Source organism: Micromonospora sp. NPDC005413, assembly GCF_040606435.1.
In the GTDB taxonomy this organism is placed as follows: Bacteria; Actinomycetota; Actinomycetes; order Mycobacteriales; family Micromonosporaceae; genus Micromonospora.
This window is the reverse complement of sequence record NZ_JBEXEV010000038.1, coordinates 14497-27371: the sequence shown is the minus strand read 5'-3', so window position 1 is coordinate 27371 and position 12875 is coordinate 14497. Positions and strand designations below refer to the sequence as shown.

Genomic DNA, 12875 nt, shown 5'->3' with positions numbered 1-12875 from the left:
GCGTGGTGCTTAGCGGAAGAAGGCGCGTAGGACGGCTGCGGTCTCGGCCTCCAGCACCCCGCCGTAGACCTCGGGGCGGTGGTTGAGCCGGCGGTCACGCAGCACGTCCCAGAGCGACCCCGCAGCGCCGGTCTTGGGCTCCCACGCGCCGAAGACGACGGTGGAGACCCGGGCCAGCACCAGCGCCCCCGCGCACATGGTGCACGGTTCGAGGGTGACCACCAGGGTGCAGCCGTCCAGCCGCCACCGGCCGGCCTGCTCGGCGCCTCGGCGCAGGGCCAGCACCTCGGCGTGGGCGGTGGGGTCGCCGGTCAGCTCCCGCTCGTTGCGTCCGATGGCCAGCTCGGTCCCGTCCGGCCCGTAGAGCACCGCTCCCACCGGCACGTCGTCCACGTCGGTGGCGCCTGCGGCAGCGCCGGCAGGGCCCGTGACGGCGACCTCAAGGGCGCGGCGCATCCACGACTCGTGCCGCTGTCGCCGACCGACCTCGCCCAGGTCGGCCAAGCCCTCGTGGGCGCCTGGCCCGGCGCGCCCCACCGCACCGGGGGTCGGCTGCCCCGGCCGGATCGTCTCCAGTGCAGGATCGGTGGCGTCGGCCGGCTCAGACCTCACGCAGCTCCTCGACCTCGTCGACGCAGCCGAGCACCTGGCAGATCTCGGCGGTGACCTCCGCCGGCAGCATCCCGTCGTGCGTGCACAGGCTCAGCAGCTTCTGTGCGGAGATGCCCAGGTTGGCCAGCAGATCGGCATCACCCACCGGGTCCGCCTCCGGGTCGACGACGGGCTGCTCGCTCTCCTCGTCGCCGATGGTCACCGAGCGTGGTTCCTCGTCGCCGTCGAGCCCGGTGACCGAGGTCTTCAGGTCACCGACCAGCAGCGAGCCCAGCTGGGACTCCTCGGCGTACGCGGAGTCCGAACCGAACACCCGCAGGTCCTCGCCCTCGTCGAGACGCAGGACCACCAGGTATGCGTCGTCGGCCTCGACGAAGAGCAGCGACACGTCGGCCTCCTGGTCGACGTCACGCAACCGGTCAGCGACCTCATCGATGTCGGTAGCGCCACGCAGGCTGACCTCGGCGGCGGTCCAGCCACTGTCGTCACGCACCACGGCCGCAGCGAAGTACGACACGGTCCCCCCAATAGCCCTCGACACAGCGTCGACTCGTTACGCGTGCACGTTAGCCGGTCGGGTCGGCGGGCGACCGGTCAACGCCCCGAAGGGCCGGCCATTCCTGACAAAGTCGGATCAGCCGGCTACCCGACGGCGGGTGGCGATGAGCTGGCGCAGACGCTCGGTGCGCTGGCGCTGCGGTCGGCTGCGCTGGCGGACCGCCCGGGCGCCCGCCAACTCGGCCAGCAACTGCAGGCGGCGGCGGCAGCGATCGGGGTCCTGTCGCGGGGTGGTCCAGGCCATAGTGCCGAGCGTGCCGAGTCTCGGCGGCCACGTCAAGACGGCGTTCGCTACGCAGCCAACCGGGCACGCGGCGCAGTCATCGGCAGCCGTTTCGGGGCCTGCCGGCCCTTGGTCACCACAGCGGCCAGTCGCCACTGGTGGCCCAGCGAACCGCCACGACGGCGGCGGCGATGCTCCAGCCACCGGCAGTGACGATGGCGACCCCGGTGGCAACCCCGCGGTCGCCGTAGCGGACCAGCACCAGGGCGGTCAGCCACGCCAGCAGGCCGGCCACCACCGTCCACCACGCGTAGCTGGCCAGATCGGTGCCGAGCAGGCCGAACAGCAGCAGCCAGCCGGCCGCGGCGCCGCCGCCAGCGGCGACACCGCCGCCGGTGATCGGGTGCGGCTCGCGGTAGGTCGGGCGAGGCGGGGGCCCAGAGGGGAAGAGCCCTGAGGGGAGACGTGCCACCGGGCGTGCGGCGGCACCGGGATCCGGGCCAGGCTCGGGTCGGGCGATGGTCACCGTCGCTGCCTCCCCTCACGCGCGCCGCTCGTGCCCACGGTACCGGCTCTGCCAGGATGACCGGATGCCCTCGCCGACGATCGGCCGCCGCGTGCGTCCGGCGTACCCGATCCTGCTGCTGTTGGCCCCGGTGCTGGCCGCCGGCTGCGCGACCACCCGGCCGGGGGTGCCGCCCGACGGCGCCGCGCCGACGCCGCCGGCGGTCTGGGCGACCGCCGACCAGCCGGCGTCACCGTCGGCCACCCCGACGGCGACCGGCCCGGCCAGCCCGGTGCCGTCGTCGGCCGGGCCGTCGGTGACGGCGCCCCGCGCCGGGCTGCGGCATGTCTTTCCGGTACGCGCCGACAACGTGGACTATCACCCGACGCACGGGGCGTACCCGGCCACGGATCTTTTCGCCGACTGCGGTGAGCCGTTCGTGGCGGTGACCGACGGGACGGTGCTGGAGGTGAGTCGCGTCGACCGGTACACCAAGCGTGGTCCGCAGGGTCCGGATAACGGCGGCCTGTCGGTCGCCCTGCTCGGTGATGACGGGGTGCGCTACTACGGCTCGCATCTGAGCGTGGTGGCCAGCGGCGTCGACGCCGGCGTCCGGGTCCGCGCCGGGCAGCAGCTCGGCAAGGTGGGGCGCACCGGCAACGCGAACAACGTCTGCCACGTGCACTTCGGCATCTCCCCGCCGTGCGCGGGCAAGGACGGTTGGTGGATCCGACGCGGGGTGCTGTGGCCGGCGCGTTACCTGGATTCCTGGCGACGCGGCGGCAATCGGGAGCCGGCCGCCGAGGTCACCACGTGGCAACGCAAACACGGCTGCCCGAAGGCTCCCTGACGTGAAAGGCTCCCTGACGTGACGAGCGCCCGGGACCCCATCGCCGACCTGCGCCGGATCGCATTCCTGCTGGAGCGGGCGAACGAGGCCACCTATCGGGTCCGCGCGTTCCGGTCGGCGGCGAAGGCGCTGGCCGGCCTGCCGGCGGCCGAGGTGACCGAGCGGGCCGGCAACGGCACGCTCACCGAGCTGGCCGGGGTCGGTGACGTCACGGCGCGCTGCGTGGCGGAGTCGCTGGCCGGTGAGGAGCCGGTCTACCTGCGCCGGCTGGTGGCGACCGAGGGCAGCGACCTGGACGCCGAGGCGACGGCGCTGCGCGCCGCCCTACGGGGCGACTGTCACACCCACTCGGACTGGTCCGACGGCGGCTCGCCGATCGAGGAGATGGCGCTGGCCGCGGTGGAGTTGGGTCACGAGTACATGGTGCTGACCGACCACTCGCCGCGGCTGAAGGTGGCACGGGGGCTGACCGCGGACCGGCTGCGCCGGCAGCTCGACCATGTGGCGCAGGTCAACGCCGCACTGCCCGAGGGTTTCCGGATCCTCACCGGGATCGAGGTGGACATCCTCGCCGACGGCTCGCTGGACCAGGACGATGAGCTGCTGGCACAGCTGGACGTGGTGGTCGGTTCGGTGCACAGCGGCCTGAACGACGAGCGGTCGAAGATGACCCGGCGCATGCTGACCGCGGTCGCGAATCCGCACCTGGACATCCTCGGCCACTGCACCGGCCGGATGGTGTCGTCCCGCCCGGCCGGGGTGACCGGGCCGGGCGACCGGGGGCACCGCGCCCGGACCCGTGCGGAGAGCGACTTCGACGCGGACGCGGTCTTCGCCGCCTGCGCCGAACACGACACCGCCGTCGAGATCAACTCTCGGCCGGAGCGGCAGGACCCGCCGAAACGCCTGATCCGTCGTGCCCTGGAGGCCGGCTGCCGGTTCGCGATCAACACGGACGCGCACGCGCCCGGTCAACTCGACTGGCAGCGGTTCGGCTGCGAGCGGGCCGCTCTCTGCGGCGTCTCCGCCGACCGGGTGGTCAACACCTGGTCGGCGGAGCAACTCGTGGCCTGGACGCACGATCGGCGCTGATCGGCGGCGTGGCGTGGGTCAGCGCTGGGTGGCCGGCTCGGCTGCTGGTACGGCGGGAACGCCGACCACGGGCAGTGGCTTCCTGCGGCCGAACACGCCCTGCGAGACCGCGACCCCGAGCAGCACGATGAGCGCGCCGACCGGTTGGTGCCAGTTGAGCCGTTCGTCGAGCGCCACGGCACCGATCAGCACCGCGAAGATCGGGATCAGGTACGTGACCGTGGAGGCGGTGCTCGCACCGGCCACCCGGATGTTGCGCATGTTGATGACGAACGCGAGCCCCGTGCCGAGCGCGCCGAGGGTCAGCACGCTTGCCACCACCCCCGCCGACAACTCGGTGGGCAGCGGCGGCATGCCGGCGACGAACGGGGTGACGATGGCCAGTTGCCCGGCGGCGAGCAGCAGCTGCGCGGCAGAGAGCGAGAGACCGGAGTGCGCGCTGCCCGCGACGAACCGCTTCTGGTACGGGATGGCGACGCCGTAGCAGGCCGCCGCGCCGAAGCACATCAGCTGCCCGGTGAAATGCGCCCCGCCGATGCCCTCCCAGACCCCGAGCACCACCAGCACACCGAGGAAGCCCAGCCCGAGCCCGACCGCGCGGCGCACGGTCAACCGCTCGGTGCGGAAGACCAGCACCGCCAGCGGCAGCACGATCAGCGGCGTGGTGGCGTTCCAGATGCCGGCCAGCATCGACTCGACCCGCTGCTCGCCGTAGCCGAAGAGGGTGAACGGCACGGCCACACCGAACGCGGCGACGACAGTCAGGTGCGCCCAGACCCGGGGCTCGCGGGGCAGCCGGTCGCGCAGCATGGCGAGGACCACCAGCAGGGTCAACGCGCCAGCGACAACGCGGTAGAGGGTGAGCTGGACCGGGTGCAGCTCGGCCACCCCGACCTTGATGAAGAGGAAGCTGGAACCCCAGATCGCGGCGAGGGCGACGAAGCCCGGCAGCCAGGATCGGACCGGTGCCTTGTCAGGAGTGATATCGGTGGTCACCCCTGACACTCTGCCGTAGCCGTCCGACAAAGTCGCGCGCCTTTCGGACGTCGCACCGTGCCGCAACCTGTGGCTTGAACACGACAAACGTCGTCGACACGAGGGCTGGGTGGTCACGTAGGGTCGCAGCGTGGGACGAATTGATGAAATCGCCAACCGATATGTGGCCGAGTGGGCGCCGTTGAGCCCTACCGGCGCGACCTTCGTCGGCATCGCCGGCCATGACGACCAGCTCGACGACCTCTCGCCCGACGGTTACCGGGCGCGCGCGGACCTCACCCGACGGACGCTCTCCGAGCTGGAGGTGACCGAACCGGCGACCGAGCCGGAACGGACCGCCAAGGAGGCCATGCAGGAACGACTCGGCCTGGACCTGGCCCGGTACGACGCGGGCGAGGTGACCAGCGAGGTCAGCGTGATCACCAGCGGGCTGCACGAGATCCGCATGGTGTTCGACCTGATGCCGACCGCGACCACGGACGAGCAGGCCAACATCGCCACCCGGCTCAACGGCTTCGCCGGCGCGTTGGACAGCTACAAGACCACGCTGCGCGAGGCGCTCGCCGCCGGCCAGATCAGCTCGAAGGTGCAGCTGGTCGAGGTGGCCAAGCAGTGCGACATCTGGGTAGACCCGACCGGGGACAACTTCTTCCACGGGCTGGTCGAGCGGCTGGGCGCAGAGGGCACGCTCGGCGCGGAGCTGCGTCGGGGTGCGGCGGCGGCGACCGCGGCGACCGCCGAGTTCGGCCAGTTCCTGCGTACCGAGATGGCCCCGTACGGTCGGGACAAGCAGGCCGCCGGCCGGGAGCGCTACGAGCTGGCCTCGCAGTATTTCCTCGGCGCCAAGGTCGACCTGGACGAGACGTACGCCTGGGGCTTCGCGGAGCTGGCCCGCCTGGAGGCGGAGATGCGGGTCGTCGCCGGGCGCATCGCCGGCTCCGGTGCCACCGTCGACGAGGCCGTGGCCACGTTGGACGCCGACCCGGCCCGGACCATCCAGGGCAAGGAGGCGTTCCGGGACTGGATGCAGGCGCTCGCGGACAAGGCGATCGCCGAGCTGCACGGCACCCACTTCGACATCCCGGAGCAGGTCCGCCGCATCGAGTGCTGCCTCGCCCCGACCAGCGACGGCGCCATCTACTACACCGGCCCGAGTGAGGACTTTTCCCGCCCGGGCCGCATGTGGTGGGCGGTGCCGCAGGGCATCAGCGAATTCTCCACCTGGCGAGAGGTGACCACCGTCTACCACGAGGGTGTGCCGGGTCACCACCTCCAGGTGGCGCAGACCGCCGTCCGGGCCGACCTGCTCAACCGCTGGCAGCGGCTGCTCTGCTGGGTCTCCGGGCACGGCGAGGGCTGGGCGCTCTACTCGGAGCGGCTGATGGACGAGTTGGGCTACCTGGAAGACCCGGGCGACAAGCTGGGCATGCTCGACGGCCAGGCGATGCGCGCGGCCCGGGTGATCGTCGACATCGGCATGCACCTGGAGCTGGAGATCCCGAAGGACAACCCGTTCGGCTTCCACCCCGGCGAGCGGTGGACGCCCGAGCTGGGCTGGGAGTTCATGCGGGCGCACTGCCGGGTGCCGGACGAGAACCTGCGCTTCGAGCTGAACCGCTACCTGGGCTGGCCGGGGCAGGCACCGTCGTACAAGGTCGGCGAGCGGATCTGGCTCCAGGCCCGCGAGGACGCCAAGGCCCGCAAGGGCGCGGATTTCGACCTGCGGGAGTTCCACCGGCAGGCGTTGGACCTGGGCGCGCTGGGTCTCGACCCGCTGCGCCAGGCGCTCGCCCGGCTCTGAGCCGCTGACGCTTTCGGGCGCCGACGGTACGAGTCGTCGGCGCCCGGAGCCATCGGTACGGGTGCGCGGGTTCAGCCGAGGGTCAGCGGTGGGTGCGCGGCTCAGCCGAGGTCAGCGGTGGGTGTGCGGCTCAGCCGAGGGTCAGCGCCAAGGACGGCCGGGCGGTCAGCGTGTCACTGGTGACGTACGCCAGGTCGATGACCGGGTCGGTGAACGTGACCGGGATGGGCAACGTGACCGGGAGTCCGTCAGGGAACGGCAGGTCCGGAGTCAGAGTGATCTTGATGCCGGCCAGCTTGCCGACAAACCGGGTGGAGTAGAAGGCCACGTCACCGCTGATGGTCAGGCTGTCGGTCGCGTACCGCTGGCTACGTCCCTGCGGACCGTCCGCGCTCAGCAGGAAGTCGTCGGTCACAGCCTTTTCCATGCTGAACTTCAGCACCTTGAGGGTGCCCTTCTCGGTCTGCAGGTCGGTGATCCCCTCGAAACGGAGCCCGGTCATGGTCACCTTGGATCCGGTGAGCTTCGACGGCGTCTGGGCCACCTTCGGCAGATTCGGGTCGGCGGCGATGCGCGGCAGCGGTTTGCCCGGCTCCACTGTGCCCGGCTTCTCGGGTGTCGTCGTGCCCGGCTTACCAGGCTGGGCCGGCGACGGGCAGGCCGTGGACCCGGGGCGGGCCGTCGGCGTGACGGTCGGTTGTGCCGACGGCTTGGCGGTCGGGCTCGCCGACGGCGTCGCGGTGTCCGTGCGGTGTCCACCGGTGAGCAGGTCACCGATGCCGTCCAGGATGTCGGTGATCACGTTGCCGTCCCGCTCCGGGCTTGGACTCGGGCTCGCCGTCGGCGTCGAGGTGGGCGCGCTGGGACGGGGCGACGGAGTGACCGCCCGCGACGGGGTGGGACAGGCGGTCGCGGCGGGCTTGCTCGGGGCGGCCTGCACCGCTCGGGGCTGAGCGGCCAGTCCGGCGGCGGCGAGGCCGAGCACCACCACGACGATGCCGAAGGTCCGCGGATCAGCGGAACGTCCCGGCCACTCGGGCGGTGCGCCCGTGTCGGCCGTCCCGCCCGCCGGGTGATCCACCCGCTCACCAGCCGTGCCGGCCGGCACCGCTGCGAGCCGCTCGGTGTCGAGCCGCCCCGTATCGAGCCGCCCCGTATCGAGCCGCCCCGTATCGAGCCGCCCCGTATCGAGCCGCCCCGTATCGAGCCGCTCCGAGCCGAGCCGCTCCGCGTGGGGCTGATCCGCATCGTCCCGCTGCGCGCCGGGCTGATCTTCAGCCGCCTGCTCAGCGTCGGAGAACTCAGCGTCGGACAACTCAGCGTCGGCCTGCTCAGCGTCGGCCGGCGCGGGTCGGGTCGGCGTCCAGGCGAAGGCGAGCGCGCTTCCGACGATGCCCAGCAGCAGACCGACGAAGAAGCCGCCGAGGTTGAGCCCGATCAGCGAGTAGACCACGGTGAACGCCGCGACGACCGAGTAGAACAGCCGCTGCGCCGGGCTCAACCAGAGCAGCAGGGCGCAGGTCACCAGGATGACCGGGATCAGTAGCGAGAGCAGACCGGTGGTTCCGCTGTGGAAGCTCAGGCCGTTGATCGTCATCCGGGTGGAGGCGAACATCTCCACCCCGGCCAGGATGATGAAGAGGCCACCCCAGAACGGTCGGCTCCGCTGCCAGCGGCGGAAGGTCCGCCACGCCTGGGCCGTGCCGCCGGGCCGGGCGTGGGTCGGGTTGGCGGTTGTCACGTACTCCTCCTGGCGGAGCGGGGACGGGGACGGGGCCGTGGCCCGCGGTGGTCGGCCACCGCGGGCCCCGACTCACCTCAGAAGCACTCCTTGCCCTTGGCGTCGTCGCCCACGTTGACCTTCAACCGGAGTCCGACCAGGTTGAAGGTGGCCGCCGTGGTGTACCGGGACACCTGCTGCAGGTTGGTGATGGTGACGTGGTCGGAGTTCTGGCCGAACGAACCCTTCTGCGCCGTCGCGTTCAGGTCGGTCGCGTCCCGGCCGATCTTGATGTTGGTGAACGTCGCGTTGCCGTCGAGCGAGTCCATGGCGATCAGCAGGTCCTTGGCCCGGGCAGGCTCCTTGCCCTCACCGGCGTTGATGGTGAGAACCACCGGCAGGCCGGGCAGGTCTGAGCGGACGGACTGGCAGAGGCTGTACAACTCGGCGCTGCTGATCTCGGCGACGGCGATCGGGCGGGTTTTGCCGTCCTCGCCCTTCTCCCGGACGACGCCGCCGTACTGCTTGAAGCCGTCGCCCTCAAGGCGGGCCGCGCCGATCTTGAACGTCTGCCCGGACACGGTGACGTCGGACGCGATGGCGCCGGTCGACATGCCGAACAGGATGGCGCCGACGGCGGCGGTGGTGGGGACCACCATGGCGACGAACCGCCGCCACCGGGTACGACCCTGATCCTCAAATCGATCCTGCACGGGGTTCCTCCTCAGGTGGCCGGTCCCGGACTGGCGGCCCCGCACCAGGCCCGTCATGTGTTACCGGCGGGTAACGATCGAGCCTGATCGTGCACCCGTTTCGGCGCGGCTCACAACCCCCTGACCACCCGGCGGTAACACGAGGGCGATCCACGGGCAGGCTGGCGTCACGAAACGTAGAGGTTCCCGTACGGCCAGAAGCCCCGGGAGGCGACAAAGCCGGCACAAACCCACTCCGCAACAGCGGAGAGTGGCGGGGCATCGACGAATTACAATTAGGTAACGGATGTAAAGTACGCAGGTCGCGGAGGCTCGTGCGGCTCGCCCGCTCGTCCGAACACCGAGGCGACCTCGGAACCAGCCGGGCATCGCTGAATGGCCGGGTGCCCTAGGGTTTCGGCGTGCATCTGGACGACGTGCGACGCGACTGGACCAAGCTGGGAGCTGAGGATCCACTCTGGGCCGTACTCGTTGAGCCCGGCAAACGCGGCGGACGGTGGGACGTCGGGGAGTTCCTGGCCACCGGCCGCACCGACGTCGAGGAGACGACTGGCTGGCTTCGCCAGCTCGGCCTACCCACCCGCTGGGAGCGAGTGCTCGACTTCGGCTGCGGCGTCGGGCGGCTGTCGCAGGCGCTCGCTCCGCACGCGGACGAGGTCGTCGGTGTGGACATCGCTCCGTCCATGCTGGAGACCGCCCGGCGACTGGACCGGAGTGCCGGAAACATCCGGTTCGTTCTCAACGACGCGCCGGACCTGAGCCAGTTTCCCGACGGCCACTTCGACCTGGTCTACAGCGCCCTGGTGTTGCAGCACCTGCCGCGCCCCGCTATCGATGACTATCTGGCCGAGTTCCTGCGCGTGCTGCGGCCAGGCGGCATCGCCGTCGTTGGGCTGCCAACCGAGCCGGCGCGTACGGCCAGGGGCATCATCTGGCAGCTGGCGCCGTTCCGCCTGATCAGCTGGGCACAGTGCCACCTGCTCAATTATCCGGCGCCGATGAAGATGACGGTCGTACCGCACGCCGACATGGTGCGGTTGATGACCGTATACGGCGGGGACATCGTCGGGCAGTGGCGCGATCTGCTGTACAGCGAAGACTGGGTCTGCACGCGGTACGCGGTACGCCGCGCCTAGCTGACCCACCGCATGATTGAGGGGTGGACCGCATCCTGGTCCACCCCTCAATCATGCTTCCTCGTCGTACCCGTCAGCGCTGCTCCACCTCGCCGTGCGCCGGGCGCTGGGTCGGGACCGTCGGGTCCTCGGACTTCCAGTTCGTCGACGCCGGCGGGATCTCGTCGGTCAGCGGACCGCCCGCGGGCTCGGTCCTGGGCTGCTCGGCGGTGTCCCTGTCGCGTACCGGCGCCTGGTCCACCCGGGTTGGAGTCGGGTCGGCGGTCGCCGGCTCGGCGCGGTGCCGGGCGGCGCCGTCGTTGGGTCGGGTCACCAGCCACACGCCGACGACGAGGGCGATCAAGCCGAGGACACCGGCGGCGATCGGGCCCCAGAAACTGATCAGGCCGATCTTGAAGCCATTGTCCTTGGCCGTCTTGACGCTGTTGCTGACCGTCTCGTCGGTGTAGTTGAAGTCCGCGTCCAGCAGCACCGTGGCGGTGCCGGTGTTCGGGCGCAACTCCTTGTGCTGCTGTTCCCGGACGTTCACGTAGGAGCCGGTCACCGGGTCGACCCAGAGCGTGCGGGTGTTGCTGTAGACGATCTGACCGCTGGTGGCGCCGGGAGCGAACTTGCCGATCAGCGTCTGGATGCTGCTCTCCGGGGTGGCCAGCACCTCGTTCTCGATGCGCTGCTCGAAGCGGTACGCCTCGATACCCTTGATCTTTTCGGTGCCGGTGAACTTCGCCGGGGTGGCCCGCTTCAGGTCACGGTCGAAAACCTGGTAGTCCCGCTTGTCGGTGCCGAACGGGAACTTGTAGATCTGGCCGGAGTAACTCACGTTTCCGACCGGAGTCTGGTCCGCGCCGGTCTCGTTGAGCCACTGCTCCTTCCACGGGGCGGCCGCGCCGGAGATCCGGTAGAGAGCCAGCTCGGTGCTGTACTGGCTGACCACATCCGGGGTGTCGGTACGCCTGACCGTCTGGTAGACGTCCCAGATCACCGCGTCGCCCTTGAGTTCCTTCGGTAGCCGGTCCTTCGTGTCGTCCGGCTGCGGAATGACTTCGACGTTGGACACCAGGTCGCCCTGCGGGACCTCGATGCTCACCGAACTTCCAGTTGCGGTGATCTTCAGGAACTTGGCGTTCTTCGCCTCCGCGACGGATGTCGTTGGTTCAAGATCATAGGGGAGCTTGGTCACGGCGGGGGCCACATAGAACGGCAGCCCGGCCGCGAAGACCAGCAACAAGACACCTAGCCCGAAGAGCGCGGCGCCCACGCGAAGCTTCACTCATCCTCCTGTAACCTGCCGCCCTACGACCTGTTGTCCGGGGCACCCGATCCTTAACATGGCGGGAGGTTACTCCCCGGTCACCTTCAAAGCGACCCCCTGGATGTCCAGATGTCCACAGCCGCCGCGCCAACAGTTCCGCAACCTTCGGTAACCGGCCGACTCCCCGCACTCGATGCGCTGCGAGCGATTGGCGCCGTGGCGGTCGTCGGTCACCACGTTGGGTTCCAGACCGCCGCCACCATGAACACCACGTGGGGCGGCTGGCTGGCCCGGCTGGACGTCGGCGTCGCCATCTTCTTCGTGCTCTCCGGGTTCCTGCTGTTCCGACCGTGGGCCCTCAGCGCCGCGACGGGACAGGCCCGACCGCGCGCCAGGCGGTACCTCTGGCGGCGGGCCCTCCGTATCCTGCCCGCCTACTGGCTGGCAGTGCTGGTCTGCCTGATCGTCCTGCCGCAGAATCGGCCGGCGTCCGCCGGTGACTGGCTCCGCCACCTGACCTTCACCCAGATCTACCAGCCCGGCCAGTTGCGCTACGGGCTCAGCCAGACCTGGAGTCTCGCCACCGAGGTCGCGTTCTACCTGATCCTGCCGCTGGTCGCCGTGCTCGCCGTGGGCCGGTCCTGGCGTCCCGTCCGAACCGTCGTGATCGTCAGCGGGGGCGTGCTGGTGACCGCGGGATGGCTCACCCTGATGGGGTTGGGCTGGCTCAACAGTGGCCTGCACACCATGTGGCTCCCCTCGTACGCGGCCTGGTTCGGCGCGGGCATGGCCCTGGCGGCGGCGCACGTCGCCCTGCGTACCGGGACCGCGCCCGCCGCCTTCCGCGTACTGGACGACCTCGCCTCCGCACCGGTTGCCTGCTGGGCAGCGGCAGTCGGCCTGATGGCGATCGCGACGACGCCCATCGCCGGCCCCCGCGACCTCACCGGCCCGACAGCCGCCGAGTTCGGGCTCAAGCTGGCCCTGTACCTCGCGATCGCGACGCTGATCCTGATCCCGGTGGCCTTCGGCGGACCGACCCGGGTCAAGGAGGTCTTCGGCACCGCGTTCGCCCGATGGCTCGGCGCCGTCTCGTACGGGCTGTTCCTGTGGCACCCGCTGGTCATCGAATTCATCTACCTGCTCGACGACCGGCCGCTCTTCACCGGTGGGCTGTTCAACACCTTCGCCCTCACCATGGTCTTCGGTCTCGTGTACGCCACCGTCAGCTACTACGGCGTCGAGCGGCCCCTGCAGATGCTCGGATCGCAACGTCGGCACCGACCAGCCGGGCGCGGGCACGCACCCGGCACGCCCGCCGTCGACGGGGCCGCACCGGCTACCACGCCGTCGGTCGCGGCGGGTACGCCGATGCCCACGGTCGGCGCGTAGCGCCCAGCCGGTCAGCGCTGGCCCA

General features: G+C 70.7%; 13 protein-coding genes. 5 read left to right on the top strand and 8 right to left on the bottom strand.

Annotated features, from left to right (window positions below):
- Positions 1-9 precede the first annotated feature (9 nt).
- The 4 genes from ABZS37_RS28345 to ABZS37_RS28330 all read right to left on the bottom strand — a co-directional run bounded on the left by ABZS37_RS28345 (position 10) and on the right by ABZS37_RS28330 (position 1913).
- Positions 10-456, bottom strand: coding sequence for a nucleoside deaminase (locus tag ABZS37_RS28345; RefSeq protein ID WP_354997870.1), 447 nt, complete (start codon positions 454-456; stop codon positions 10-12).
- A 145-nt stretch (positions 457-601) separates the two neighbouring features.
- A complete protein-coding gene (locus tag ABZS37_RS28340; RefSeq protein WP_355173914.1) occupies positions 602-1129 on the bottom strand; it encodes a tRNA adenosine deaminase-associated protein in 528 nt (175 codons plus the stop codon).
- A 117-nt stretch (positions 1130-1246) separates the two neighbouring features.
- A complete protein-coding gene (locus ABZS37_RS28335; protein ID WP_355173912.1) occupies positions 1247-1414 on the bottom strand; it encodes a hypothetical protein in 168 nt (55 codons plus the stop codon).
- A 112-nt stretch (positions 1415-1526) separates the two neighbouring features.
- Positions 1527-1913, bottom strand: coding sequence for a hypothetical protein (locus tag ABZS37_RS28330; RefSeq protein ID WP_355173982.1), 387 nt, complete (start codon positions 1911-1913; stop codon positions 1527-1529).
- Positions 1914-1983: 70 nt separating this feature from the next.
- On the opposite strand from ABZS37_RS28330, the gene ABZS37_RS28325 reads away from it, so the two are divergent.
- Together ABZS37_RS28325 and ABZS37_RS28320 are read left to right on the top strand one after the other, a co-directional pair.
- Entirely contained in the window at positions 1984-2748 is a 765-nt protein-coding gene (locus tag ABZS37_RS28325) for a peptidoglycan DD-metalloendopeptidase family protein (RefSeq protein ID WP_355173908.1), read from the top strand.
- A gap of 18 nt (positions 2749-2766) precedes the next feature.
- Entirely contained in the window at positions 2767-3840 is a 1074-nt protein-coding gene (locus ABZS37_RS28320; RefSeq protein ID WP_355173906.1) for a PHP domain-containing protein, read from the top strand.
- Between the two features lie 18 nt (positions 3841-3858).
- Here the strand turns inward: ABZS37_RS28320 and ABZS37_RS28315 are convergent, their stop codons facing one another.
- Positions 3859-4836: a DMT family transporter gene (locus ABZS37_RS28315; RefSeq protein ID WP_354997863.1), complete on the bottom strand. Its 978-nt coding sequence runs from the start codon at positions 4834-4836 to the stop codon at positions 3859-3861.
- A 130-nt stretch (positions 4837-4966) separates the two neighbouring features.
- Here ABZS37_RS28315 and ABZS37_RS28310 point away from each other — a divergent pair, with 130 nt between their 5' ends.
- A complete protein-coding gene (locus tag ABZS37_RS28310) occupies positions 4967-6637 on the top strand; it encodes a DUF885 domain-containing protein (RefSeq protein ID WP_355173904.1) in 1671 nt (556 codons plus the stop codon).
- Positions 6638-6767: 130 nt separating this feature from the next.
- Here ABZS37_RS28310 and ABZS37_RS28305 read toward each other — a convergent pair whose 3' ends face one another.
- Positions 6768-8378 (bottom strand): DUF6114 domain-containing protein, encoded by a 1611-nt coding sequence (locus tag ABZS37_RS28305; RefSeq protein WP_355173902.1) that lies wholly within the window; start codon positions 8376-8378, stop codon positions 6768-6770.
- Between the two features lie 77 nt (positions 8379-8455).
- The gene (locus ABZS37_RS28300; RefSeq protein ID WP_355173900.1) at positions 8456-9127 is read right to left on the bottom strand and encodes a DUF6230 family protein; all 672 of its coding nucleotides are present in this window, start codon (positions 9125-9127) and stop codon (positions 8456-8458) included.
- A 344-nt stretch (positions 9128-9471) separates the two neighbouring features.
- Between ABZS37_RS28300 and ABZS37_RS28295 the strand changes: the two genes are divergently transcribed.
- Positions 9472-10206 carry a class I SAM-dependent methyltransferase gene (locus tag ABZS37_RS28295; RefSeq protein ID WP_355173898.1) on the top strand — a complete coding sequence of 245 codons (735 nt, stop codon included), beginning with the start codon at positions 9472-9474 and terminating at the stop codon, positions 10204-10206.
- 73 nt (positions 10207-10279) lie between these two features.
- Here the strand turns inward: ABZS37_RS28295 and ABZS37_RS28290 are convergent, their stop codons facing one another.
- Entirely contained in the window at positions 10280-11476 is a 1197-nt protein-coding gene (locus ABZS37_RS28290) for a DUF3068 domain-containing protein (RefSeq protein WP_355173896.1), read from the bottom strand.
- A 111-nt stretch (positions 11477-11587) separates the two neighbouring features.
- Here ABZS37_RS28290 and ABZS37_RS28285 point away from each other — a divergent pair, with 111 nt between their 5' ends.
- Positions 11588-12850, top strand: a complete 1263-nt coding sequence (locus tag ABZS37_RS28285) for an acyltransferase (protein ID WP_355173894.1) — start codon at positions 11588-11590, stop codon at positions 12848-12850.
- Positions 12851-12875 lie beyond the last annotated feature (25 nt).

Bases quoted from the DNA above. Each gene is read 5' to 3' on its own strand.
- ABZS37_RS28345 (WP_354997870.1), bottom strand. From the start codon at position 456: ATGCGCCGCGCCCTTGAGGTCGCCGTCACGGGCCCTGCCGGCGCTGCC.
- ABZS37_RS28335 (WP_355173912.1), bottom strand. From the start codon at position 1,414: ATGGCCTGGACCACCCCGCGACAGGACCCCGATCGCTGCCGCCGCCGC.
- ABZS37_RS28325 (WP_355173908.1), top strand. From the start codon at position 1,984: ATGCCCTCGCCGACGATCGGCCGCCGCGTGCGTCCGGCGTACCCGATC.
- ABZS37_RS28300 (WP_355173900.1), bottom strand. From the start codon at position 9,127: ATGACGGGCCTGGTGCGGGGCCGCCAGTCCGGGACCGGCCACCTGAGG.
- ABZS37_RS28285 (WP_355173894.1), top strand. From the start codon at position 11,588: ATGTCCACAGCCGCCGCGCCAACAGTTCCGCAACCTTCGGTAACCGGC.